General features: G+C 63.3%; 21 protein-coding genes and 1 tRNA gene. 13 read left to right on the top strand and 9 right to left on the bottom strand.

Annotated features, from left to right (window positions below):
* Positions 1–74: 74 nt before the first annotated feature.
* The 4 genes from FIU94_RS02580 to FIU94_RS02565 all read right to left on the bottom strand — a co-directional run bounded on the left by FIU94_RS02580 (position 75) and on the right by FIU94_RS02565 (position 5,346).
* Positions 75–1,253: an ABC transporter permease gene (locus FIU94_RS02580; protein ID WP_152464295.1), complete on the bottom strand. Its 1,179-nt coding sequence runs from the start codon at positions 1,251–1,253 to the stop codon at positions 75–77.
* A gap of 4 nt (positions 1,254–1,257) precedes the next feature.
* The gene (locus FIU94_RS02575; protein WP_152464294.1) at positions 1,258–2,952 is read right to left on the bottom strand and encodes an ABC transporter permease; all 1,695 of its coding nucleotides are present in this window, start codon (positions 2,950–2,952) and stop codon (positions 1,258–1,260) included.
* Positions 2,953–3,039: 87 nt separating this feature from the next.
* Positions 3,040–4,134, bottom strand: coding sequence for an extracellular solute-binding protein (locus FIU94_RS02570; protein WP_152464293.1), 1,095 nt, complete (start codon positions 4,132–4,134; stop codon positions 3,040–3,042).
* 111 nt (positions 4,135–4,245) lie between these two features.
* Positions 4,246–5,346: an ABC transporter ATP-binding protein gene (locus FIU94_RS02565; protein ID WP_152464292.1), complete on the bottom strand. Its 1,101-nt coding sequence runs from the start codon at positions 5,344–5,346 to the stop codon at positions 4,246–4,248.
* 354 nt (positions 5,347–5,700) lie between these two features.
* On the opposite strand from FIU94_RS02565, the gene FIU94_RS02560 reads away from it, so the two are divergent.
* Positions 5,701–5,776, top strand: a tRNA-Thr gene (locus FIU94_RS02560).
* A gap of 259 nt (positions 5,777–6,035) precedes the next feature.
* Here FIU94_RS02560 and FIU94_RS02555 read toward each other — a convergent pair.
* Entirely contained in the window at positions 6,036–7,433 is a 1,398-nt protein-coding gene (locus FIU94_RS02555; protein WP_254702596.1) for an FAD-binding oxidoreductase, read from the bottom strand.
* Positions 7,434–7,598: 165 nt separating this feature from the next.
* On the opposite strand from FIU94_RS02555, the gene FIU94_RS02550 reads away from it, so the two are divergent.
* The 9 genes from FIU94_RS02550 to FIU94_RS02510 all read left to right on the top strand — a co-directional run bounded on the left by FIU94_RS02550 (position 7,599) and on the right by FIU94_RS02510 (position 17,452).
* A complete protein-coding gene (locus FIU94_RS02550) occupies positions 7,599–7,964 on the top strand; it encodes a hypothetical protein (protein ID WP_152464290.1) in 366 nt (121 codons plus the stop codon).
* A gap of 55 nt (positions 7,965–8,019) precedes the next feature.
* Complete coding sequence (locus tag FIU94_RS02545; RefSeq protein WP_152464289.1) at positions 8,020–8,718, top strand: L,D-transpeptidase; 699 nt, start codon at positions 8,020–8,022, stop codon at positions 8,716–8,718.
* 190 nt (positions 8,719–8,908) lie between these two features.
* Complete coding sequence (rpsA, locus tag FIU94_RS02540) at positions 8,909–10,702, top strand: 30S ribosomal protein S1 (RefSeq protein ID WP_302848717.1); 1,794 nt, start codon at positions 8,909–8,911, stop codon at positions 10,700–10,702.
* 343 nt (positions 10,703–11,045) lie between these two features.
* A complete protein-coding gene (gene ihfB / locus FIU94_RS02535) occupies positions 11,046–11,330 on the top strand; it encodes an integration host factor subunit beta (RefSeq protein WP_071969997.1) in 285 nt (94 codons plus the stop codon).
* Positions 11,330–11,680, top strand: a complete 351-nt coding sequence (locus tag FIU94_RS02530) for a lipopolysaccharide assembly protein LapA domain-containing protein (protein WP_152464287.1) — start codon at positions 11,330–11,332, stop codon at positions 11,678–11,680. The genes ihfB and FIU94_RS02530 overlap by 1 nt, the downstream gene beginning before the upstream one ends.
* A gap of 7 nt (positions 11,681–11,687) precedes the next feature.
* A complete protein-coding gene (locus FIU94_RS02525; protein ID WP_152464286.1) occupies positions 11,688–12,335 on the top strand; it encodes a phosphoribosylanthranilate isomerase in 648 nt (215 codons plus the stop codon).
* A 270-nt stretch (positions 12,336–12,605) separates the two neighbouring features.
* On the top strand, positions 12,606–15,617 hold the full coding sequence (ileS, locus tag FIU94_RS02520; RefSeq protein WP_152464285.1) for an isoleucine--tRNA ligase: 3,012 nt from the start codon (positions 12,606–12,608) through the stop codon (positions 15,615–15,617).
* A gap of 478 nt (positions 15,618–16,095) precedes the next feature.
* A complete protein-coding gene (locus FIU94_RS02515) occupies positions 16,096–16,872 on the top strand; it encodes a methyltransferase domain-containing protein (protein ID WP_152464284.1) in 777 nt (258 codons plus the stop codon).
* 124 nt (positions 16,873–16,996) lie between these two features.
* Positions 16,997–17,452, top strand: coding sequence for a methylated-DNA--[protein]-cysteine S-methyltransferase (locus FIU94_RS02510; RefSeq protein ID WP_152464283.1), 456 nt, complete (start codon positions 16,997–16,999; stop codon positions 17,450–17,452).
* Here FIU94_RS02510 and FIU94_RS02505 read toward each other — a convergent pair.
* A complete protein-coding gene (locus FIU94_RS02505; protein WP_152464282.1) occupies positions 17,422–18,885 on the bottom strand; it encodes an MFS transporter in 1,464 nt (487 codons plus the stop codon). The two genes, FIU94_RS02510 and FIU94_RS02505, sit on opposite strands and share 31 nt — an antisense overlap.
* A gap of 705 nt (positions 18,886–19,590) precedes the next feature.
* The gene (locus FIU94_RS02500) at positions 19,591–20,286 is read right to left on the bottom strand and encodes a phosphatidylcholine/phosphatidylserine synthase (RefSeq protein ID WP_152464281.1); all 696 of its coding nucleotides are present in this window, start codon (positions 20,284–20,286) and stop codon (positions 19,591–19,593) included.
* Between the two features lie 229 nt (positions 20,287–20,515).
* Between FIU94_RS02500 and rpmB the strand changes: the two genes are divergently transcribed.
* The 3 genes from rpmB (at position 20,516) to FIU94_RS02485 (ending at position 21,760) form a co-directional block, all read left to right on the top strand.
* Positions 20,516–20,815 (top strand): 50S ribosomal protein L28, encoded by a 300-nt coding sequence (gene rpmB, locus FIU94_RS02495; protein WP_152464280.1) that lies wholly within the window; start codon positions 20,516–20,518, stop codon positions 20,813–20,815.
* A gap of 101 nt (positions 20,816–20,916) precedes the next feature.
* Positions 20,917–21,258, top strand: coding sequence for a hypothetical protein (locus FIU94_RS02490; protein ID WP_152464279.1), 342 nt, complete (start codon positions 20,917–20,919; stop codon positions 21,256–21,258).
* A gap of 40 nt (positions 21,259–21,298) precedes the next feature.
* Positions 21,299–21,760, top strand: a complete 462-nt coding sequence (locus FIU94_RS02485) for a copper chaperone PCu(A)C (protein WP_152464278.1) — start codon at positions 21,299–21,301, stop codon at positions 21,758–21,760.
* 278 nt (positions 21,761–22,038) lie between these two features.
* Here FIU94_RS02485 and FIU94_RS02480 read toward each other — a convergent pair whose 3' ends face one another.
* Positions 22,039–22,950, bottom strand: a complete 912-nt coding sequence (locus FIU94_RS02480) for a dihydrodipicolinate synthase family protein (protein WP_152464277.1) — start codon at positions 22,948–22,950, stop codon at positions 22,039–22,041.
* 19 nt (positions 22,951–22,969) lie between these two features.
* On the bottom strand, positions 22,970–24,094 hold the full coding sequence (locus FIU94_RS02475) for an aminotransferase (RefSeq protein WP_152464276.1): 1,125 nt from the start codon (positions 24,092–24,094) through the stop codon (positions 22,970–22,972).
* Positions 24,095–24,103 lie beyond the last annotated feature (9 nt).

Genomic DNA, 24,103 nt, shown 5'->3' with positions numbered 1-24,103 from the left:
TCTCTGGGGTCTCTGCGGGCCGCGCATGACTGGCGCTGCCCGCAGTGTCATTTGTGGTGCGGCTGCTGCCGGGCTTAGCCCGGCGACATGCCCCGCAACCGTTCGGACCGCCGCCGCAGCAGTTCCAGCGTGGTCAGCAGCGCGATCGAGATCATCACCAGCAGCGTCGCGACCGCCAGAATGGTCGGGCTGATCTGTTCGCGCAGGCCGATGAACATCTGCCAGGGCAGGGTCTTTTGCCCCGCCGAGCCGACGAACAGCACGACGACCACTTCGTCGAAGGACGTGATGAAGGCGAACAGCCCGCCCGAAATCACGCCGGGCAGAATGAGCGGCATCTGCACCTTGAAGAAGGTCCGCACCGGAGAGGCACCCATGTTGGCCGCCGCACGGGTCAGCGAACGGTCAAAGCCCACCAGCGTCGCCGTCACGGTTATGATCACGAAGGGGATGCCAAGCGCCGCGTGCGCCAGCACCACGCCCACGTAGGTGCCCTGAAGCCCGATGCGGCTGTAGAAGAAGTACATGCCCGCCGCCGAGATGATCAGCGGCACGATCATCGGGGAAATCAGTATCGCCATGATCGCGCGCCGGAATGGCACATGCGGCTGGCTGAGCCCGATGGCCGCCAGTGTGCCAAAGGACACCGACAACAGGGTGGCGACCGGTGCGATCAGCAGCGAGTTGCGCAGCGTGTTCTGCCAGTCGGAAGAGTTGAAGAAGTCGCGGTAGTGCTTGAGCGAATATCCTTCGGGGTCGAAGCGCAGCATCTCGGGCGTGAAGGTGAAGAAGTTCTCGGCGTTGAAGCTCAGCGGCATGACGACGAGGATCGGTGTGATCAGAAAGACCAGGATCGCGCCGCAGATGACCCGAAAGACAAAGTGCCAGAGCACCTGTCCCGGTGTGAGGTAGGGCGGCAGTTTCCGGCGGTAGCGGCCCTCGTACAGCCAGTAGCTGAACCAGGCAAAGAACCAGCCGAAAAGCCCGCCGATGACCAGCGCGGGAATGCCGCCCATGAAAAAGCCGATGACCGCCAGCAGCGCGACGGTGCCCCAGATGCCGGCCTTCTCGGGTTTGACGAATTGGGTCAGGACAAAGGCCAGCGCGCCCATTGCAATGGCGCCGATGACGATGCCCAACAGCCCGCTGCCCTGCGCGGTGCCGACGAAAAGCCCGGCGAAAGCCCCGGCGAGCGCCACGACCGTGACGTAGAAGGACGGGGCGGTGCGGCTGATTGGCGTGAGTGCGGTCATGGTCCTAGCCCCCCAGTTTCACGTTGTCGATGCCGACGATCTTGTCGTAGGCCCAGTAAAGCCCCAGCACCACCGCCAGCAGGATCGACCCCAGCGCGGCGGCAAGGCCCCAGTTCAGCGAGCTGGAAATGTGATAGGCAATCCGGTTGGAAATGAACGTACCGGTGGTGCCGCCGACGATTTCCGGCGTGATGTAATAGCCGATGGACAGGATGAACACGAGGATCGACCCCGCGCCGATGCCCGGCACCGACTGCGGGAAATAGACCCGCCAGAAAGACGTCCAGTTCGTCGCGCCCAGGCTCTTGGCGGCCCGCAGATAGGCAGGCGGGATGGTCGCCATCACGGAATAGAGCGGCAGGATCATGAAGGGCAGCAGGATATGCGTCATCGCGATGATCGTGCCGGTCTGGTTGTTGATCAGCGCCAGCCGGCCCGCGTCGGACACGATGCCCAGCCAGACCAGTGTGTCGTTGATCACGCCCTGCTGTTGCAGCATCACCTTCCAGGCCGATGTCCGCACCAGCAACGATGTCCAGAACGGCAGCAGCACCAGGATCATCAGCAGGTTCGCGGTGCGCGCGGGCAGGTTCGCCAGCAGCCAGGCCACCGGGTAGCCAAGCAGGATGCAGCTGCCTGTGATCATGAGCGACATGAACAGCGTGCGCATGAACAGGGTGCCGTAGATACGCTCGTTCTCGGGGCGCAGTTCAGGGCCGTCAGGCGTCTTCTGCATGTCGACGGCGTTCAGGAAGTAGCCATTGGTGAAGGGACCGGAATAGGTCTGGATCGTCTGCCAGATCGGGGTTTGCGCCCAATCCCCGTCGATCTCGGCGAAAGCGGCGGGATAATCCACCGGTTCGAAGTCCGCGGCGGCGGCGGCGGCGGACTGGATCTGTGCGGCAGCGGGCCCGGTATAGGCGGCCGCGATTTCAGCGTTCGGGCCGGTCAGATCGTCGTAGAATGCCGAATAGATCAACGCCCAGGGGTCTTCGTCGTAGAGGTTGTCTTCTTCCTCGTTCTGGATCACGTCGGCGTAGATCGCGTATTTTGCAGCCGTCTGCGGAAAGAATTCGTCGATGCCCTCGCGCAGCTCGAATGCAGGCTGGCGGTCGCCCGAATCTTCGTCCCAGGCCTGTATGTCGGCCAGCCAGGCGTCGGACCCCATGAAGGAGTTCCAGTTTTCGCCTTCTTCCCAGAATTCATCGAAATCCTCGAACTGGTCCTGGTAGACCTCGCCGATGTCATCAACCCCCCGGCCGGACTTGCGGAACAGCGAGGACGCGCCGGTCAGCTCGTAGTTCAGCCGCGAGCCGAGGCGGGTGTGCAGCTTGCGCTCCTGCGCGATGAAAATGTCTTCGTAAAGTGCCTTGTAGACCGGTGCGCCGGGAAGCTCCCCGGAGGTTGAATCCCAATCCGCAAGCGTATCCGTGGTGCGCGGCAGGGTCTGGGCGACGATCTGGTTCTCGACCGAGCGGAACAGCATGTCCGCGATCGGCGCGATGAAGGTGACGAGAACGAAGATGAGCAGCGGGGCGATCAGGACAAGTGCGCGCAGCTTCTCGCGGCGCAGGGCGCGGTTCAGACTGCTTTTCAGGGATGTGCCGTCCGCGGCCCTGATCTTGCCATCGGATTTTTTCTCCTCCCGGTCGGGGGGATCCTGAGGGATCGGCGCGGTCTTCTCGGTCACATCGCTCATCGGGGTGTCCTTCGCAGGGAATGGGGGCAGGCCGGATGCAGTATCCGGCCTGCGAGAGGCGGGCCAGACGGCCCGCCCCGTATCAGCTTATTGTGCCAGCCAGGACTGGAACTTCGCGTCGATATCGTCGCGATAGTCGGCCCAGAACTCGTAGTTGTACAGGAACGTGTTCTGCGAGTTCGCCGGGTCAGTCGGCATGTGCTGCTTCATGTTCTCCGGAACCAGCGGCGCCGAAGAGGCACGGGCCGGGCCGTAGGAGATGTAGTTCGCCTGATCCGCCAGACGCTTGGTGTCCGTGGCAAACTTGATGAAGTCCTTCACGCGGTTCAGGTCGGCTTCTTCCAGACCTTCCGGGATGATCCAGCCGTCCAGGTCGAACACCTGGGCGTCCCACATCATGCCGACCGGCTGGTCCTGCTCTTCGATGACCGAATACAGACGACCGTTGTAGGTGGAGCCCATGAAGACTTCGCCATCCGCCAGCAGCTGCGGCGTGTCCGCACCGGCCGACCACCAGATCACGTCATCCTTGATCGTGTCGAGCTTGGCCAGCGCCTGCTCCTGACCTTCGGGTGTGGCCAGAACGTCATAGACTTCGTCCTTCGCAACACCGTCACAGAGCAGCGCCCATTCCATGTTGTTGATCGGACGCTTTTCCAGCGCGCGCTTGCCCGGATAGGTTTCCAGGTCGAAGACCGAGCAGATGTCGCTGGGGGCTTCGGCGCCTTCCGGCACCATGTCGGTGCGGTAGCCGAAGGTGGTCGAGTAGACGATCTGCGGGATGTAGCAGTCGGAGACGATCAGGTCGCCGAAGTCGTCTTCGGCGGAGGTGCCGTCATCGCCCTCTGCCAGCAGCTCTTCGGGGTCGTATTCCATCGCCAGGCCTTCGTCGCACAGACGGATCGCGTCCGAGGCGACAACGTCAACCAGATCCCAGGTGATGTTGCCCGCTTCGTTCATCGCGCGCAGCTTGGCCACGGCCTCGTTCGAGCTTTCGTCCCAGATCACGTTCACATCCGGGTTCATTTCCAGGTAGGGCTCGACATAGGCCTTCAGCTGGCTGTTCTGATAGGCGCCGCCCCACGAGACGATGGTCATCTCGTTGGACATTTCCTGAGCAGCCGCAACGCCGGCAACGGCACTGAGTGCGGTCGTAGCAAGTAGCGTCTTGGTGAATTTCATTTGGTATTCTCCCAATTTTTTCCCGTTTCTTCAGACGAGACCAGCAACAACGGGATTGGATACCGGCCTCGTGTTCATCGCGGGCGGCTGCCCGCGACATGACACGCGCACCTATGCGTCAAGTGCGCGGCAATCCTCTGCCTGCCAGCCGATCTCGACGGTCTGGCCCGGCTCAAAACGCACCTGATCCGGTGCGTTGCGTGTTTTGACGATAAAGTTCTCGTTCCCCGCGACCCGAAGGCGCGTGCGGAAGATGTCACCCATGTAGATGAACTCGAGAACTTCGGCATTCAGCGTATGCGCACCCGGCTTCAGGCGCGTCATGTCAAATTCGACGCGTTCGGGCCGGATCGACACCAGCGTCCGCTCGCCTGACTTGGACACGTTGACAGGCATCGCGTCGATCAGGCTGCCGTCGTCCAGCTTCACAACCGCGAGCCCGTCGTTGATCTCCTTCACCTCGCCTTCGAGCGTGTTGTTCTCACCGATGAACTGCGCGACGAAACTGTTGCGCGGCTTTTCGTACAGCTCGTCCGGCGGCGCCAGTTGCTGAATGCGCCCGTCTTCGAACACCGCGACACGGTCCGACATGGTCAGCGCCTCGGTCTGGTCGTGGGTCACGTATACCACGGTGATCCCGAGGTTGTCGGCAATGTGCTTGATCTCGAACTGCATGTGTTCGCGCAGCTGCTTGTCCAGCGCGCCCAATGGTTCGTCCATCAACACCAGGTCAGGTTCGAACACCAGGGCGCGGGCCAGGGCGATCCGCTGCTGCTGACCGCCGGAAAGCTGCGCGGGGCGACGGCCGCCGAAGTCGCCCATCTGCACCATGTCGAGCGCGCGTTTGACCTTTTGCTCGCGCTCGGACTTGCCCATCTTGCGGACCTCCAGCGGAAAGCTGAGATTCTCGGCGATGGTCATATGGGGAAACAGGGCATAGTTCTGGAACACCATGCCGATGCCGCGCTTGTGGGGCGAAATGTTGTTGATCGGCTTTCCGTCCAACAGGATATCGCCGTGAGTCGCCGTCTCGAATCCGGCCAGCATCATCAGGCAGGTGGTCTTTCCCGACCCCGACGGCCCGAGCATCGTCAGGAATTCGCCCTTGCCGATGGACAGGTTGAGGTCTTTGACCACAAGCGTTTCGCCATCATAGCTTTTCTGCACGCGGTCAAAAACGACGAAATCGCCGCCAGTCGCTGTCTCAGACAAATCGCACCTCCCCAGGTGTTATGTATTGTGCGCCATTCCGGCGCGTTTCAAGTAGCCAAGCACATGCCCCCGGACAATGCAACCGACTGGTCGCTCTAAACCGCGCAAAGCATGCTTTTTCGACGCATGATCAGGCATTTCCGGGCGGGTCCGCATCCATGACGGAACTGATTTCAGAAGCTGCCGCTACGTCATCTGCCATCCGATCCCGGTGGGCTGGCGGTGGCCGACACAGCCACACCCCGACGGTCGGCCAGCGCAGCGACTGACCGGTCTTGCGTGAACCAGACGAAGAGGCTAATGGAAGCGCGCGGTCTGCTGCCAGAGCCATGGCAGACCGCATCACAAAGGAACGCCGCTGTAGCTCAGCTGGTAGAGCACGTCATTCGTAATGATGGGGTCGGGGGTTCGAGTCCCTTCAGCGGCACCACTGGCTCTTCCGAAGGAAGATGCCGCAACTCTCGAAACAACTGCATGCGGCGGTCGCTCCAGGGGAGCGATGAGAGCATTTGGTTCTAGGTCTCTCTTTTCAGCGGCACCAGTTCTAATCGGCCCACCGCCTTCTGGTACTTGAGGCCGGTTTGGTTCGAGGGTTGTCCTCTCACCGGCACCACCCTTTATGGCCCACCGCCTTTGGCTACTTGAGGCCGGTTTGGCTGCCAGGGGCTAAGCGCCCTCAACGCACCCCGCTAGTCGATCAGGGCGCCGGGGTTCAGGATGTTGTTGGGGTCGATCGCCTTTTTGATCTGGCGCAGCACGGTCATCTTGCTGGCGCTTGCATGTCGCTTCAGGTCCTTGCGCTTCAGGCGGCCGATCCCGTGTTCCGCGCTGATTGATCCGCCCAGGGACAGGGTCGCCTCGTTGATCGCCTCGCGGACCCGGTCGGCGATGCCGGGCTGATCCTGCAGAAAGTCGGCTTTGGCGATGCCGTCGGGCGGGAAGACGTTGTGATGAATGTTGCCGTCGCCGATGTGGCCATAGCTGTTCGTGCGCAGCCCCCCATGTACGGCGGTGATCGCGGCATGAGTCCGGGACACGAAGGCGTCGATCCGGCCGATCGGCACGGCGGTATCGCTGCTGCAGAATGCGCCGGTCCTGTGGTTGGCTTCGGGCGTATGTTCGCGCAGGGTCCATAGCGCATCGCGCTGCGCCTCGGACGCGGCCATGATCACGTCGATGACAAAGCCCTGTTCGATACACGCCGCCAGCGCCGCCTCGGTCTCGGCGCGCACGCCCGGATTGCCCGCGGTGTCGATCAGCAGATACCAGGCGTGGTCGTCGGCAAAGGGGTTTCTGAGCGTCGGAAAATGCGCGCATACAAGGCCCACGCCGAAACCGCTCATCAATTCCATGCCGTTGATGCGGTTGCCAAGGGCGGTGCGCAGCGCCCGCAGGACCCGCAAGGCATCCGCCGGCGACCCGATGGCGCAAAAGGCGGTCGCGGCCTCGGGGTCGCGCGGCTTCAGTGTCAGGCTGGCGGCGGTGATGATGCCCAGCGTGCCTTCGCTGCCGATCAGCAGGTGCCGCAGGTCATAGCCGGTGTTGTTCTTGCGCAGCGGGCTCAGCTCTTCCAGCACCTCGCCCGAGGGCATCACCGCCTCGATCCCCAGGCAAAGGTCGCGGGCATTGCCGTGGCGCAGCACCTGTATGCCGCCCGCGTTGGTGGCCAGGTTGCCGCCGATGGTGCAGCTGCCCTTGGACGCCATGCTGAGCGGGAACATCAGGTCGTGCCGGTCGGCCTCGGCATGGAGGTTTTCCAGCACGCAACCGGCCTCGGCCACCATGACGAAATCGTCCGGCGACACGCTGCGCACGCGGTTCATCCGCTCCAGCGACAGGATGATGGCATCGCCGCTGTCCAGCGAAAGCTGCCCCGCGACCACGCCCGTCCCCCCGCCATAGGGGATGACCGCGACGCCGGCCGCGTTGCACAGCCGCAGGATCTGCGACACCTGGTCGGTGGTTTCGGGCAGGACGACCACGCAGTCCCTGCCGGTAAAGCTGCCGCGCGGGTCCTCGTAATAGCGCGCGGCATCGGCCCCGGACTTGCAGGCGGCATCCCCGATAATCGCCCTGATATCATTCAAAGTTCTGTCTTCCGCGGTCCTGAATGCTACCAACTGCCCGGTGCTCCTGTCGTCCGATCCTCGTTCGTGCTCATTCTGTGGCAAACGCGACCTTAAGCAAGGCTTTCCGATCACAACCTCGTGCTGTCGATTGCGCGCCGGACCGGTTTGGGCGACATGGATGCCATGCGGACGCTGAGACATCTTCTGATCCTCCTGCTGATGGCCGGGCTCTTGCCGTGGTGCGGTGTCGCTTCGGCCTGGGCGGGTGGTGCTGGGGCGGATGCCCTGACCCGTGCGGACACGATCCTGCCCGCCGCCGAGGCACGCGCCGATGCCAGGGCGGACCGCATCCTCGATGGCCCTGCCGAGGCGAAGGAAACACGCTTTTTGTCCCTGTCCACACTGCATTGCAGCGGCGCGGTCGGCGTGTTGCCTGCAGAGCCTGCGCTGGCCGATGCCCGTGGCCCCCATGCCCGGGCGGCGGAGCCGGTCTGTTCCCTGACCGGTCTGACCCGTGCGCCGCCCCGGACGCCGCCGCGCGCCGCCTGATCTGACAGCGGGCGCACCACAGCGCCCTGACGTGGATTAGAAAAGGCAATCACAGATGATGAACAGAAGAACTTTCCTCGCCGCTGGCGGGGCGGTGGCGCTTGGCGCCTGCGCCCGGCAGCTTCCTCAGGCGCCAACGGCGCCCGCCCCCGTGCCCGCGCCACCCCCGCCCATGCCCGCCTTCTACGATGCGGTGCCGGGCGAACCTTTCCCGGTCCCGGCGATTCCCGCGGGCAGTATCGACCCGGCGCTCTGGCGGCAGGAGGTGGCGAACCCCTGGCCCGACCGCCCGCGCGGTACGATCGTCGTCGATCCCGACGCGGCGATGCTGCATTTCGTCGAAACCTCCGACACCGCCACCCGCTATGGTGTCAGCGTCGGGGCAGAGGGGTTCGCCTGGAACGGCACCGCCCGGCTGCAGTTCCAGCGCGAATGGCCCCGCTGGAAGGTCCCCGAGACGATGATCGCGCGCAAGCCCGAACTGGCGCCCTATTCGGTGGCAAATGGCGGGATGGATCCGGGACCGGGCAATCCGCTGGGCGCGCGCGCGCTCTACCTCTTCCAGGACGGCATCGACACGCTTTACCGCATCCACGGCGATGCCTCGCCGCGCGAGCTGGGCAAGGCGGTGTCGTCGGGCTGCATCCGGATGCTGAACCAGGATGTGATCCACCTTTTTGACCGCAGCGTCCACGGGGCGGCGGTGATCGTCCTGCCGTCGATGAAGCCCGAACGCACCACCGCGCTCTACTGATCGCGGCCCCGGCTTGCGGATCTGCCGGTGGGTGGGTCCGCAAGGCGTGGGCGCGCAAGACGCGTATAGCGGCTTTTCGGGCCGCTCCGCGGTTCGGGGGCCTTGCGCGCGGGCGGCAAATGACCTATACGCGCCTCTGTCTAAGGGGCGATGACAGCACCGGACGCAGGACTGAGGCAGGGTCGGAACCATCCGGCCCTCTTTCTTTTGCGTCTGCCGGAACGGCCCGAGGTCCAATTCACACTCAAGACCGGCGGAGACAACCGCGCGGCCAGATACATCTAAAAAGGAAACGAAAAGCTACATGTCAAACGCTATGGACGAATTTGAAGCACTCCTGGAGGAGAGCTTTGAGATGGACACCCCCGAGGAGGGGTCTGTTGTCAAAGGCAAGGTCATTGCCATCGAGGCCGGTCAGGCCATCATCGACGTCGGTTACAAGATGGAAGGCCGTGTCGAGCTGAAAGAATTTGCCGATCCGGGTGAAGCGCCCAAGATCGAAGTCGGCGACGAAGTCGAAGTTTTCCTGCGCCAGGTCGAAAATTCCCGTGGCGAAGCAGTCATCTCCCGCGAGATGGCGCGCCGTGAGGAAGCCTGGGATCGCCTGGAAAAAGCCTATGCCGCGGAAGAGCGTGTCGAAGGCGCGATCTTTGGCCGCGTGAAGGGCGGGTTCACCGTGGACCTCGGCGGCGCCGTCGCCTTCCTGCCCGGTTCTCAGGTCGATGTGCGCCCCGTGCGCGACGCCGGCCCGCTGATGGGCCTCAAGCAGCCGTTCCAGATCCTGAAAATGGACCGCCGCCGTGGCAACATCGTGGTGTCGCGCCGTGCGATCCTGGAAGAATCCCGCGCCGAACAGCGCGCCGAAGTCATCGGCAACCTGACCGAAGGTCAGAACGTCGACGGCGTGGTCAAGAACATCACCGAATACGGTGCGTTTGTTGACCTTGGCGGTGTCGACGGCCTGCTGCACGTGACCGACATGGCGTGGCGCCGGGTCAACCACCCGTCCGAGATCCTCGCCATCGGCGAGACGATCAAGGTGCAGGTCATCAAGATCAACAAGGAAACCCACCGCATCAGCCTCGGGATGAAGCAGCTGCAGGAAGATCCGTGGGATCTGGTTGCCGCCAAGTACCCGCTGGAAACGGTGCACACCGGCCGCGTGACCAACATCACCGACTACGGCGCCTTCGTGGAGCTGGAGCCCGGTGTCGAGGGTCTGGTTCACGTCTCGGAAATGTCCTGGACCAAGAAGAACGTCCACCCCGGCAAGATCGTCTCCACCTCTCAGGAAGTGGAAGTCATGGTGCTGGAAATCGACCAGGCCAAACGCCGCGTGTCGCTTGGCCTCAAGCAGACCATGCGCAACCCGTGGGAAGTCTTCGCCGAAACCCATCCCGAAGGCACCGAGGTCGAGGGCGAGGTCAAGAACATCACCGAATTCGGTCTGTTCGTGGGTCTGCCCGGCGACATCGACGGCATGGTTCACCTCTCCGACCTCAGCTGGGACCAGCGCGGCGAGGAAGCCATCCAGGACTATCGCAAGGGCGACGTCGTCCAGGCGGTCGTTTCCGAAGTCGACGTCGAGAAGGAGCGCATCTCGCTTTCCATCAAGGGTGTCGGCGGTGACAAGTTCGCCGAAGCCGTGGGCGGTGTGAAGCGCGGCTCCATCGTGACCGTCACCGTGACCTCCATCGAGGATGGCGGCATCGAGGTGGAATACGAAGGCATGAAGTCCTTCATCCGCCGCTCTGACCTGTCGCGTGACCGTGCCGAACAGCGCCCCGAGCGTTTCTCGGTCGGCGACAAGGTCGACGTCCGCATCACCAACGTCGACACCAAGGCGCACCGCCTGGGCGTGTCGATCAAGGCACGCGAGATCGCCGAAGAGAAAGAGGCCGTCGAACAATACGGCTCCTCCGACTCCGGCGCATCGCTGGGCGACATCCTTGGCGCGGCGCTGAAAGGCGACGACGACAAGTAAGCGCATCGCAACCGACCATCGTCAGAGGGCCCCGCATCGAAAAATGCGGGGCCCTTTGCACGTCATGGTAGCATCTTCGGCGCTGTCCTGCGGTGCCCGGCGTCAGCCTGTATGTCCTGTGACATGCGCGGCGAATCGGTTCCGGCCCTGCGCAAACCCGGCCCGGGTTTTGCCGCGGAGGGCTGCGCAAGTTCTGGAGTTATGCAAAAAAGCCCGAAAAACAGCGGGTTCTGCGGCCAAAAAAGTCGGGGTCTGTCTCCGCCACGGCTTCACTGGCGCGGGGTTTCTTCCTATAGTGTCGGCTTGAAGACATATAATATTAAGTGCCTTGGGGGGTATCGCGATGATCCGGTCTGAATTGATCCAGAAGATTGCAGACGACAACCCGCACCTTTACCAACGGGATGTCGAACGCATCGTGAATACGATCTTCGACGAGATCACAGGCGCCATGGCAAAGGGCGACCGGGTCGAACTGCGCGGATTCGGCGCATTTTCCGTCAAGAAGCGCGATGCCAGGGTGGGCCGCAACCCCCGCACCGGGGAGACCGTGCATGTGGAAGAAAAGCATGTACCCTTTTTCAAGACCGGAAAGCTGCTCCGGGATCGTCTGAACGGAAAGGCCTGATGCGTTACATTCGTTATTTCTGCATCGCGATCTTCGCGATTGCGCTGGTGTCCGTTGCCCTTGCGAACCGCGAGGTCGTGGTGCTGCGGGTTCTGCCCTCCGAGGTGGCGCAATGGTTCGCGGTCACGCCTGAGATTGGCCTGCCGCTGTTCGTCGTGATCCTGGGCAGCATCCTGGCGGGGCTGCTGATCGGGTTCATCTGGGAATGGATCCGCGAGTATGGCGAACGGGCCGAGGCGGCCAGGCAGGCGCGCGAGATGCGCAGGCTGGAGCGCGAGGTGGCGCGCCTGAAGGGCGAGAAGCACAAGGACAAGGACGCGGTCCTGGCCCTGCTGGACGAGACCGGCTGAACCAGCGGTGCCCCCCTCCGTCAACGTCAAGATCTGCGGTCTGACCGACAGCGCCGACGTGCCCGCCGCCATCCTGGCGGGGGCGCGCTATCTTGGCTTTGTGTTCTTTGACAAATCGCCGCGCAACCTGGCGCTGCCCGATGCCGCCTTCATGGCCGGCACGGTGCCCGAGGGCATCTGCAAGGTCGCGCTTACGGTGGATGCGACCGACGCATTTCTCGACCGGATGCTGGCCGAGGTGCCGATCGACATGCTTCAGCTTCACGGCAAGGAGACCCCGGCGCGGGTGCGCGGGATCAAGGCGCGGTACGGTCTGCCGGTGATGAAGGCCATCGGCGTGGCCGGAGCTGACGACCTGGCGGCGCTGGACGATTACGCGGATGTCGCGGATCAGATCCTGGTGGATGCGAAGCCGCCGAAGGAGGCGGCACTGCCCGGCGGCAATGGCCTGTCCTTTGATTGGCGGCTGATCGCGGGCCGCCGGTGGCCCGTGCCATGGATGCTGGCGGGCGGGCTGACCCCGGACAACGTGGCAGAGGCGATCGCGATGACCGGAGCGCGGCAGGTCGACGTGTCCTCGGGCGTGGAAAGCGCGCCGGGGGTCAAGGACGCGGACCGGATGGCGGCCTTCTGCGCGGCGGCGCTTTCGCAATGAACCGCTGACGCGGTACGCGATTTCATTTTGCTGATGAGGGGGCGCTGCCCCCTCAAACTCCCCCGGAGTATTTATGTGCAAAAAGAGAGGGGGGTCGGGCCTTGTCCGTCGGGCGGTGCCTGATTATAAGCCCCCCATGGCATGGCATTTCGCGATCCTCATTCGAATTATTTCCCCGGCGCTCTGACCGATCGGAGACGCCGGGCTTGAGGTGTTCGAGACCATCGCACCGATCAGACCATTTTTCCCGAGATTCGAAGGACGCAAGACATGTGTGCCGACACGCCAGAAACGCCTGACTACAAATCCACGCTGAACCTGCCCAAGACCGACTTTCCGATGCGCGCGGGCCTGCCCAAGCGCGAGCCCGAGTGGCTGGCACGCTGGGAACGGATCGGGGTCTATGACCGCTTGCGCGAGAAACAGGGCAGGACGCCCTTCACCCTGCATGACGGTCCGCCCTATGCCAACGGCAACCTGCACATCGGTCACGCGCTGAACAAGACGATCAAGGACATGATCGTGCGCAGCCACCAGATGATGGGCTTTGACGCGCGCTATATCCCCGGCTGGGATTGTCACGGCCTGCCGATCGAGTGGAAGATCGAGGAGCAGTACCGCAAGAAGGGGCGCGACAAGGACCAGGTCCCGATCAACGAGTTCCGCGCGGAGTGCCGCCAGTTCGCCGCCGGCTGGGTCGATGTGCAGCGCGAGGAATTCAAGCGGCTGGGCATCACCGGCAACTGGGCCGATCCCTATCTGACCATGGATTTCCACGCCGAGCGGGTGATCGCCGAGGAATTCATGAAGTTCCTGATGAATGGCACGCTGTATCAAGGCTCAAAGCCGGTGATGTGGTCGCCGGTCGAGCAGACGGCCCTGGCCGAGGCGGAGGTGGAGTACCACGACAAGGAAAGCTTCACCATCTGGGTGAAATTCCGCGTCGCCGATTTCGACCTGCCGGATCTCGTCACCATGGGCGAGGAAGAGACACCGGACGCGCGTCAGCGCATCGAGGCGGCACGCGCGGAGGTGGCCGAGGACCTGATGGGTGCCCATGTGGTGATCTGGACCACCACCCCCTGGACCATGCCCAGCAACAAGGCCGTGGTGTACGGCGATGACATTTCCTATGGCCTCTACGAGGTCACAGCCACGCCGGAGGAATGCTGGGCCAAAGTGGGCGACCGGTACCTTCTGGCGGACAAGCTGGCCGCCGATGTCCTTGGCCGCGCGCGGCTGGAGGAGGGGATGTGGACACGCCTGCGCGATGTCACACCGGCACAGCTGGCGGGCATCAGGCTGCAGCACCCGCTGGCGGGTTCCGAAGGGTCGGAGGGCGAATGGGACGCGCTGCGCGATTTTCGCGCGGCGGATTTCGTGACCGATACCGAGGGCACGGGATTTGTTCATTGTGCGCCGTCGCACGGGCTGGAGGAATACGAGCTTTACCGGGGTCTGGGGATGCTGGGGCAGGTGATCACCTACAACGTGAACCCCGACGGGCGTTTCCGCGACGATCTGCCGTTTTTCGGCGGCAAGGCGATTCTCAAGCCGAACGGCAAGGAAGGCAACGCCAACGCGGCGGTCATCGACAAGCTGGCCGAGGTGGGCGGCCTGCTGGCCCGCGGCAAGATCAAGCACAGCTATCCGCATTCATGGCGGTCCAAGGCGCCGGTGATCTACCGCAACACGGCGCAGTGGTTCGCGGCCATCGACAAACCGGTGGGCGACGGGCTGGACATGCATGGCAAAACCATCCGCGAACGCGCGCTGACCGAGATCGACAATGTGAACTGGACCCCGAAATCGGGGCGCAACCGCCTGTATTCCATGATGCAGGCGCGGCCCGACTGGGTATTGTCGCGCCAGCGCGCCTGGGGCGTGCCGTTGACGTGCTTTACCAGGAAGGGTGCGCTGCCCACGGATGCGGATTTCCTGCTGCGCAACGAAGAGGTGAACAAGCGGATTGTCGAAGCGTTCGAGGCCGAGGGCGCCGATGCCTGGTACGAGGAGGGCGCCAAGGCGCGCTTCCTTGAGGGGATCGTGAACCCGGACGACTACGACCAGGTGCGCGATATTCTCGACGTCTGGTTCGACAGCGGGTCGACCCACGCCTTTACCCTGCGCGACCGGCCCGACGGGACGGAGGACGGCATCGCGGATGTCTACATGGAAGGGACCGACCAGCATCGCGGGTGGTTCCATTCCTCGCTGCTGCAATCGGTCGGCACCACGGGCCGCGCGCCTTACCGCAACGTGGTGACGCATGGTTTCACGCTGGATGCCAAGGGCATGAAGATGTCCAAGTCCATCGGCAACACCATCGTGCCGCAGCAGATCGTGGATCAGTACGGCGCGGATATCCTGCGGCTTTGGGTGGCGCAGACCGATTACACCGCCGATCAGCGGATCGGGGACGAGATCCTGAAAGGGGTCGCGGACAGCTACCGCCGGTTGCGTAACACCATGCGCTATATGCTGGGTTCGCTGACCGACTTCACCGAGGCCGACCGTACCGACCCCGCCGACATGCCCGAGCTTGAGCGTTGGGTGCTGCACCGGCTGGCGGAACTGGACAAGGTCGTGCGCGACGGCTACGCGCGGTTCGACTTCCAGGGGGTGTTCCAGGCGGTCTTCACCTTCGCCACGGTGGACCTGTCGGCCTTCTACTTCGACATCCGCAAGGACGCGCTTTATTGCGACGGCGACACGCTGCGCCGCCGGTCGGCGCGCACCGTGCTGGACCTGCTGTTCCATCGGCTGACCACCTGGCTGGCCCCGGTGCTGGTCTTCACCATGGAGGACGTCTGGCTGGAGCGGTTCCCCGGAGAGGACAGTTCGGTGCATCTGGTGGACATGCCGGAGACGCCTGCCGACTGGCTGGACCCGGCATTGGCTGCGAAATGGGCATCGGTCCGCGCGGCGCGGCGGGTCGTGACGTCGGCGCTGGAGGTGCAGCGCACTGACAAGGTGATCGGCGCCTCGCTTGAGGCCGCGCCGGTGGTGCATGTGGCGGATGCGGATCAACGCGCGGCGCTGGAAAGCGTATCCTTCGAGGATGTGGCGATCACCTCGGACATCTTTGTGACCGGCGACCCGGCCCCGGCAGAGGCGTTCCGCATGCCCGAAATCGACGGTGTCGCGGTGGTGTTCGAAAAGGCAGAGGGCGGCAAATGCGCCCGCTGCTGGAAGGTGCTGCCGGATGTGGGCACGCACGCCCATCCCGGCGTCTGCGGCCGCTGCGATGACGCGGTGAGCGAAGTGGCGGCACGGGGCTGACAGCCCTCGGGGCGGCGCGGCTGTTGCGCGGCGCCGCCCCCGCCCGCACGGAGGGCACACCCGGCCTTAACCCGCGGTGCCTAGAACCCCAGACCAATCGCGATTGACCGCCGGAAGACTTTCCACCTTTCGGCACCACAGGAGCAGAGGCGCGCAAAGCGCGCGCGCCACGCTGAACCGTTCAGGGTGCAGGGCCATGCCCTGTCTCGTTTTTCCGAATCTGGCGGCGCCGCCACCTTTACCGGCTCCTTTCCATATTCAGCCAGACTGCAGCGACACCGCAGGGGCCCTGGGCCTCGTGCGGGTATCGGTGCTTGCGGATACAGTCTGATCCCGGGCGAACCCGACCTTCCTGTCAGATCGCTGGTCCGAAGGCGGGAAGAGCCAGGGTCAGGCGGTCATTCATCGAAAATGCTGCTGGGGGTGCATTTTTCATGTATGCATTACCAGGCTTGGGTGGGCGAGGCTGGGGTGGGCGATGCTGGAATTTGATGAAGAAACAATCAAGCTGCTTGAGGTGGCCTATCAGGGAGGCGACGTTGCGCGGCGAAGGCGCAAAGCCTTTGATGCTCTCCACCTTGCCGAAGGTGATAAGGTCGTCGACATCGGTTGCGGGAATGGTCTGCTGACCGAAGAAATCGCGCGTGCCATCGGACAGTCAGGGCAAGTTATCGGAGTTGACCCCAGCAAGGACATGCGGGCCCCCGCCTCGGCACGCTGTGCGGCATTTCCAACTGCACGAATCAAGGATGGTTTGGCTGACAGGCTTCCCTTGCGAGACGGCGAAGTCGACAAAGCGGTAGCGGTGCAAGTACTCGAATACCTTTCGGACATTCCTTCAGCCATTCGCGAAGCCCACCGCGTCCTGCGCACTGGCGGCAGGTTTGTTGCCGTGGACACCGGGTGCAAGACATTGGACTGGTTTTCCGAAGACGCTGACCGAATGCAGCGTGTTCTGGCCGCCTGGGATCACCACTACACCGAGGCGCGCGTCGCTGCGCTCTGGCCCAGGCTGACACGAGATGCCGGTTTTGCAGCCATAGAAGTCGAACCTTTTAACTTCTGTGATGTGACGCTGCGGCCTGACGGTATCGCTTTCATGCTGATGCATCTCATGTCGCGCTATGCGGTTGAAAACGGCCATATGTCCGAGGCTGAGACAACGGCCTGGTTCGATGAGCAGGTCGCGCTTGCGCGCCAGGGGCGCTTCTTCTTTTCGATCACTTACTATCGGTTAAGTGCCGTCAAAATGTAGGGCGGGAACAGGCTCACCGTTATCGGTCGTTCCTGCTGTCATAAAGCCGCCCGGCGGTGCTGCCCGTCGTGTTAACCGCAGGTTCCGGATTGAGCGGGCAGGCGTTCCGCGCCATTCTGGCCCCATGAAACGCACCCATGTCTCCACCCGGTTTGGCGATCTGACCCTGACGGAACAGGATGGCGCGATTGTCGCTGTCGGCTGGGGGACCACCGCGCAGCCCGACAGCAGCGACCTGCTGGCAGAGGCGGTGCGCCAGCTTGCAGCCTATGACGCGGGCAGGCTGCAGGTTTTCGATCTGCCGCTGCGGGTCGCGGGCTCCGATTTGCAACGCCGGGTCTGCGCCGCCATCGCCGCGATCCCCTTTGGCCATACCCGCACCTACGGTGAGATTGCGCGCGATCTGGGCGTGCCCGCGCAGGCGGTGGGGCAGGCCTGTGGCGGCAATCCGATCCCGGTGATCATCCCCTGCCACCGGGTCATGGGGGCCAGGGCGCTGACCGGGTTTTCGGGCCGCGGCGGGGTCGAGACCAAGGTGGCGCTCTTGCGTCACGAGGGGGCGGCGGGGCTGCTCATCTGAAGCCTTTCGTCATGCGGGTGGCGCCGCAGCAAGCCGATCATCGCGATCAGGCCGACCCCGGCGAGCGGCAGGCTGGCCAGGAACAGCACCCGCGCCACATGGGCGGCATCGGCGGCGCCTTCCATCTCCAGAAAGCCGCTGGCGTTGACCACGATCCCCACATAGGCCGCGCCCAGGGCATAGCCCACGCGCTGCACGGTGGGGATGGCGCCGGACACGCGGGTCGCTTCCTCTGCCGGGACCAGTGCCGTGATGCGGCGCAGGATAAAGGTCCAGGCAAGCCCGAAGCCACCGCCCTCGATCGCCGCGAACAGGGCGATCAGCCACAGCGGTCCGTGGGGTATCGCATAGGCGAACCCCGCCACGCTGAGCGCCGTCATCGTCATGCCCAGCCCGATCCACAACCGGTCGCGCCGCTCTGGCGAGCCGCTGACCGTCACCGCCGTCAGGGTCCACCCGATGGAAGAGGCGGCGACGATGTAGCCGGCGGTCAGCGCCGACATGCCGTGGATCAGCGTCATCAGCAGCGGCCCGTAGGCCAGCAGGCCGATGGTGGCCATCGACATGCACAGCAGCATCAGCAGGGTCGCCCCCGTGGCCCTTCGCGGGTCCAGCGGGGCGGCGGGCAGCAGCCGTGCGGCACCGGCGCGGGCATCGCGCCACAGGAACCACCACAGGCAGGCGCCCCCCGCCAGGATCAGAAACGTGCTGCGCAGCACCTCCACCCGGACGCCACCGGCCGAGATCAGCACAACCGCGCCGCACAGCACCGCCAGCCGGAACAGCGGAAAGGGGCCGGGGGTGTCGTCCCGCGCGGTCGTCTGCTCCGCCTCGGAGCGCAGGGCGATCCACAGGCCCAGCCCCAGCGCCTGCGCCGCGAAAAAGGCGAACCCCCAGCGCCAGGTGGCATATTCCACGAACAATCCGCCCAGAAGGGGACCGAGAAAGGCGGAAAGACCCCAGAAAGCCGAGACGACCGCCAGTGTCCGTGCCGCCAGCCTGCGGGGAAAAAGGGCGCCGATGGCGATGAAGGACAGCGCCACCAGCCCGCCGCCGCCCAGCCCCTGAAGGCCGCGACCCACCAGCACCAGCCCCATCGACGCGCTGATCGCCGACAGCGCGCAGCCCAGGGCGAAACACAGCGCGGCCCCCGCCATCGGCACCCGCAGCCCGTGGCGCAGGGCCAGCAGCGCGCTGGCCGCCCCCGCGACGATCGAGCCGATTTCATAGATCGAGACGGTCCAGCTGACATAGGCCGCCCCGCCGATCTCGGCCACGATGGCGGGCAGCATCGTGGCGACGACGAGGCTGTCTGCGGCATGCAGCCAGACGCCAAGCGACACCAGTATCAGTGGCGCGGTATAACCTGCGCCGAGGAACTCGCGCCAGGGCACATATTCGGGTTGTGGGTCGGGGGTGGGCTGGGCAGTCATGGGCAATCCTTTGCGGTCTGCCCCTTGATGGCGGCTCAACCAAGGTTGAGGTCAAGCGGAAATGTGGCCCTGCCGATTGCTTGCGTTGTCAGAAGCTTGGACTGGCGCTGCGGCGTACCCGCCCGGCTTGCGCCTCGGCTCATAAGGGTTTGATCCGGACCTTAACTGCAAGGCGCGCGAAGGGCGGATGTGCGGACGAAGAGGACGTCGCTCCGCCGTGCCAGCGCCGGACCGGGGGACGGCGCTTCCAACATTCGAGCTGACGCACTTTATCGCAGCCAACTACATCTTCGCTCGATGCTATGCACCAGGCTCAGCCAAAGCGCCGGCCCATGGGGTCGGTCCGGCGCTGGCACGGCGGCCGCCGCAGGCGGCCTCGATTCCGTGCCGGGGTGTGTGAACGAAGGTCTGCAAAGGTCTCGATCCGGACCTTGTCTACACGGCAAGCGAAGGTCAGGTGTGCGGACGAAGCGGTCATGTCCGACATCCGAAACAGATCGCGCCCGAACCGAGGGGTGGGCGAGTAGCGCCCGCCCCGTGGGGGCGGTTCGGGCGCTGCCAAAGCTTTGCTTTGGCGACAGGTCTTCGCTTTGAGAATAGAACATGGGGTCAATGCCGCCAACCGCCGCAAGGCATGGTTAAGTCCGGCAGGCAGGCTTGGCAGCGGTCCCGTCGGTGCGGTGCCAGCCTTCCCGTCCTCAAACTTCAGTCCTTGGGGTCGAAGAACGCCTGCTGCACGGCACCCGCCAGCGTGAGGTAGACCGACGTGACCACCAGCCCCCAGTGTGACCAGCTGGACGCGTCGAAGTTGCCCCAGGCGGCCCAGCCGGCAAAGACGGTCCAGGCCAGCGCCATCGGCAGTGTGACCGCGCGCCACCGCTCGGTGCGGACGGGGTGGACGAACTTGATCGGCAGGAACATCGCCACCGACAGGACCGTGACGATGATCAGGCAGATCCACCACGACGGCGTCAGCGCGAACAGCACCAGCACCAGCATGTTGAAGCAGCCGGGAAAGCCCCAGAAGGAATTGTCCTTCGTCTTCATCCGTGTGTCGCAGAAATACATGGCGGATGCGAAGGTGACGATGATGATCATGACCCAGCCGCTCCACCCGCTCATCAGGCCCGAGGTGAACAGCGCGAAGGCGGGGATGAACACATAGGTCAGGTAGTCGATGATCAGGTCCAGCAGCACGCCGTCGAACTCGGGCGCGTTGGTCTTGACGTCGTATTTGCGCGCCAGCGGCCCGTCGATGCCATCGACGAAGAAGGCGACCACCAGCCAGAGAAACATCAGGTCCCATTTGCCGTCCACCGCCGCCAGCATCGCCAGCATGGCAAAAACGGCACCGGTGGCGGTGAAGAGGTGGACGAGAAGGGCGCGCATGTGAATACTCATCCTCAAGGTGTGACAAATCGCTCAGCCGGATGAAAGGGAATTTTGCAGCCTGCGTCGCTTGCCGCGACATTTGCAGGGCTTTGAGGTCTTTTTTGCGGGCCGGTCCGACTTGACGGCAAAGCTGATTCCCACTAAGGCCAGTGAACAAGTTTTCGGGTCGCATTGCGCGGCCCCTTTTATGTGTTGCAGCGGGCCGCGCTGCCACACCACTAAAACAAAGGATGAAGCCATGTCGCGTGTTTGCGAACTGACCGGAAAAGGCCCGATGACGGGCAACAACGTAAGCCACGCCAACAACAAGACGCGGCGTCGCTTTCTGCCGAACCTGAACGATACCACCCTCCAGTCGGAGGCGCTGGGCCGGTCGTTCAAGCTGCGGATCTCCGCGCATGCCCTGCGGTCCGTCGACCACCGTGGCGGTCTGGACAAGTTCTTGGCCAAGGCGAAAGACACCGATCTGTCCGCCAATGCGCTGAAGATCAAGAAAGCGATCAAGAAATCCGGCATGGAAGCCGACGTGCTGAGCTGATCAGCCCTTCCTGTCGCCGACACTGCAACCCCGGGTCCCGCCCGGGGTTGCGTCGTTTTCGCACCTCGTCATCGCCGTGCGGTGCGGATAGAACGGGGGCGATGATGCGCACATTTTCTTCCTTTCTGCTGGCACTGATGCTGGCGCTCACCAGCCAGAGCATGGCGGTGGCGCGCGGGTCTGCTGCGGCAACCGGGCAGCTGGTGCTGTGCACGGGGACGGGCCCCCTGGCGGTCTACGTCGATGCGCAGGGCAATCCGACGGGCGCGCCCCACATCTGCCCGGATTCCGCGCTGAACATCGTGTTTGCAGGGGATGTGCCGCCCGTGCTGCTGCCCCGGCGGCTGGTGTTCCTCGGGCAGGGGCGCACCGAGGCGGTGCAGCCGCCGCGTGCCGCCCAGCGGCCCACGCCGCCCAGCCGCGCGCCGCCCGCGGTCGTCTGATCCAATCATTTCCCAATCAGACGAACCAAGGATAGAACACATGACACGCTTTCTGACCGCAGCCGTGGCTGCGACCCTTCTTGCCGCGCCCGCCCTTGCCGACATCACGGTCAAGGACGCCTATGTGCGCAGCTCCACGCCGTCCTCCGTCACGGGGGCGGCCTTCATGACGCTGACGAACGACGGGGCCGAGGACGACCGCCTGATCGCCGCGTCCTCCGACGTGGCAGGCAAAGTCGAACTGCACACCCACAACGAGGACGAAAACGGCGTGATGCGCATGACCGAGATCGAGGACGGCATCGCGGTTCCGGCGGGGGGGATGCACCAGCTGGCCCGCGGCGGCGACCACGTGATGTTCATGGGGCTGAATGCCCCGCTGGAACAGGGGGATGAAATCGCCGTGACGCTGACCTTTGAAAAGGCGGGCGAGATGCAGGTGATGATCCCCGTGGACCACGAGCGCAAGCCCGACCACGGCGCCATGTCGCACGGCGACTGACCCTGCCGGGGCGGGTGCCCGCCCGCCCCGGACCGCGCAGGCCGTCGCATGTCAGGCAGTCTTGACCTTGATGTCGGGAACCGACCCCGGATCGGCAAACCGGACCTTGGTGCCGGATGCGGCGAAGGACGGGAAGGAGCCCAGACTCACTGATGCTGCGCGCTGAACGAATGTCCGGTATTGGGATACTGATAAATCTACCGATAAGCGTTGGAACAAAACACAGAGGTCGGGAATTGGGAGCGGTAAGGTGGTCTGATACCATTGGCATTTGCGTGCTATGTGGGGAAATTCCAAAAGTTAGTTTCTCCTCGCGCGGCCAGAAACTGCTGGTCGGCATCGGACAATGGGCGCAATGGAGGGCGAAGAGTTCGCCAGTTTCCATTCCTAGACCGATGGGCAAGCACCTCTTTCACGGCTTGGGTAACCGGCAATTTTAGCAGAGTTTCAACCCAAGCTAATTCCATGCGAGATTGCGCCGCCCGAGCACTGGGGGAGTTAGCTCGCCAACCCTCAGATATTTCGAAAAGTTCAGCCGGAAGTAAATTTGCCGTGGCCGTAATTGCGCCGTGCCCACCAGCTTCAAGAACCGGCCAGAGCAGGTTGTCATCCCCGGTGAACACTGAAAGCTCGGGGAACTGAGTAACATATTCAAGCGTTGCCGATAGGTCGCCAGAGCTGTCTTTGATACCTGAGAACACGCCGGGATAAGCGGATAAAAGGTGCCGGATGGTGCGAATACCGATCCCCGCACCTGTTGCTTCGGGGAAGTGGTAGAACACGATATTCCTGACTTCAGATCCCAGCTGATCAACCAAACCTGAGTAGAATTCAATCACACCATCATCATCAGCTGGCCTGAAAAAGAAAGGCGGGTGGATCAGCGTGCCTGCGCACCCTTGATCCGTTGCATGTTTGGTCAAAGCGGCTGTGTCTTCGATGGACGCGCAGCCGGTTCCCACGATCAAAGCTGATGGCGCAATGCCATCAGCGATCAGACCTTCGAGGGCGCGCATGCGTTCTGTGAGGCCGAAAGACGGCCCTTCGCCGGTCGTTCCGAACAGGACCGCACCATCACAGCCATTGGCAAGGACCCATGCGCAATGCTGCGAAAGTGTGCTTGTATCAATGGCCCCGCGCGCATCCAATGGAGTCACCAAAGCCGCGCAGAGTTTTGGAAGAGTGTACATTATCGCCTCCAATTGGGCACTATTCAGAAAGTTCAGTCAGGTAGGTGCTTAGCTTTTCTAAACCCGCCCTCAGAACATCGGTGCTGTTGGAATATCCGATGCGCACGTAGCCCTCCATGTCGAAGGCATCGCCCGGGGTCATCATAACACCTGTTTTCTGCAAAAGATCGACGCAGAACCCTCGCGACGTGATTGGCACATCAATCTTGAGCATTGCCGTCGTTCCGGCGCTTGGTTTGACCCAAGAGATGCGCGGTTGTGCGGCGACCCATTCCGCAAGGATCGCAAGGTTGTCGCGGGTGATCTTTTGGCTACGCGCCAATAGTTTGTCTTTGTTTTCCAAGGCCATCGCCGCGAAATGGTCGTTGATCATCCCGACAGAAATCGTGTCGTAGTCACGGTGGATCAGAACCTTCTCGGTCACTTCAGCAGGTGCCACGACCCAGCCGACGCGTAGGCCAGCCAAGGAATAGGCCTTGGACATACCGGCCGTGGCGATGCCTTTCTCGTAGACGTCCACAATCGACGGGGTCATGCCATCGCCGGTTTGCCCTGTGCCACGATAGACCTCATCACAAAGAACATAGGCCCCAACTTCGCGGGCGATCTGCGCGATCTCTTCAAGCATCGGGCGTTCGATCAACGCGCCGGTGGGGTTGTTGGGGTTTGTCAGCGCGATCAGTTTGGTGTCAGGCGTCACCAAGGCACGCAATGCGTCAAGATCAGGCAGGAATCCATCCTCGGCGCGTAGGCGCAAGATTTGAACATCTGCCTCGATGCTTGCAGGGATGGAGTAATGCTGTTGATACGTGGGCACGATCGAAACCACCCGATCCCCGCGCGACACCAATGATTTATGCACCAGCGTATTCGCCGCGATGGTCCCGTGGGTGACAGTGATATTGGCAATGTCTTTATCAGCGTAAAGCGTCGAAATCGCAGTCCGCAGACGGGTCGAACCCTCGATCGCACCGTAGGTCATTTTCATCGGCAGCAGCGCAGATAGATCATCGCTGTTGCGACCGGACATTTGCAGCAACTCATCAATCGTGATGCTGGCAACGCAGGTTTCGGCAAGATTATAGGTGCAGTGGTTTTCCCACTCGTTCATCCAGATCTCGACTTTGAACGGTTCGATATGCATGGCGTAGGT

It is taken from the genome of Sulfitobacter sp. THAF37 (assembly GCF_009363555.1).
Lineage (GTDB): Bacteria > Pseudomonadota > Alphaproteobacteria > Rhodobacterales > Rhodobacteraceae > Sulfitobacter.
This window is presented reverse-complemented; position numbering and strand designations above follow the sequence as displayed.

Coding starts and splice junctions, on each gene's coding strand:
- FIU94_RS02500 (WP_152464281.1), bottom strand. CDS start 20,286: ATGAGTATTCACATGCGCGCCCTTCTCGTCCACCTCTTCACCGCCACC.
- ileS (WP_152464285.1), top strand. CDS start 12,606: ATGTGTGCCGACACGCCAGAAACGCCTGACTACAAATCCACGCTGAAC.
- FIU94_RS02530 (WP_152464287.1), top strand. CDS start 11,330: ATGCGTTACATTCGTTATTTCTGCATCGCGATCTTCGCGATTGCGCTG.
- rpmB (WP_152464280.1), top strand. CDS start 20,516: ATGTCGCGTGTTTGCGAACTGACCGGAAAAGGCCCGATGACGGGCAAC.
- FIU94_RS02480 (WP_152464277.1), bottom strand. CDS start 22,950: ATGTACACTCTTCCAAAACTCTGCGCGGCTTTGGTGACTCCATTGGAT.
- FIU94_RS02575 (WP_152464294.1), bottom strand. CDS start 2,952: ATGAGCGATGTGACCGAGAAGACCGCGCCGATCCCTCAGGATCCCCCC.
- FIU94_RS02580 (WP_152464295.1), bottom strand. CDS start 1,253: ATGACCGCACTCACGCCAATCAGCCGCACCGCCCCGTCCTTCTACGTC.
- ihfB (WP_071969997.1), top strand. CDS start 11,046: ATGATCCGGTCTGAATTGATCCAGAAGATTGCAGACGACAACCCGCAC.
- FIU94_RS02550 (WP_152464290.1), top strand. CDS start 7,599: ATGCGGACGCTGAGACATCTTCTGATCCTCCTGCTGATGGCCGGGCTC.
- FIU94_RS02515 (WP_152464284.1), top strand. CDS start 16,096: ATGCTGGAATTTGATGAAGAAACAATCAAGCTGCTTGAGGTGGCCTAT.
- FIU94_RS02570 (WP_152464293.1), bottom strand. CDS start 4,134: ATGAAATTCACCAAGACGCTACTTGCTACGACCGCACTCAGTGCCGTT.
- FIU94_RS02510 (WP_152464283.1), top strand. CDS start 16,997: ATGAAACGCACCCATGTCTCCACCCGGTTTGGCGATCTGACCCTGACG.
- FIU94_RS02475 (WP_152464276.1), bottom strand. CDS start 24,094: ATGCATATCGAACCGTTCAAAGTCGAGATCTGGATGAACGAGTGGGAA.
- FIU94_RS02545 (WP_152464289.1), top strand. CDS start 8,020: ATGATGAACAGAAGAACTTTCCTCGCCGCTGGCGGGGCGGTGGCGCTT.
- FIU94_RS02485 (WP_152464278.1), top strand. CDS start 21,299: ATGACACGCTTTCTGACCGCAGCCGTGGCTGCGACCCTTCTTGCCGCG.
- FIU94_RS02505 (WP_152464282.1), bottom strand. CDS start 18,885: ATGACTGCCCAGCCCACCCCCGACCCACAACCCGAATATGTGCCCTGG.
- FIU94_RS02490 (WP_152464279.1), top strand. CDS start 20,917: ATGATGCGCACATTTTCTTCCTTTCTGCTGGCACTGATGCTGGCGCTC.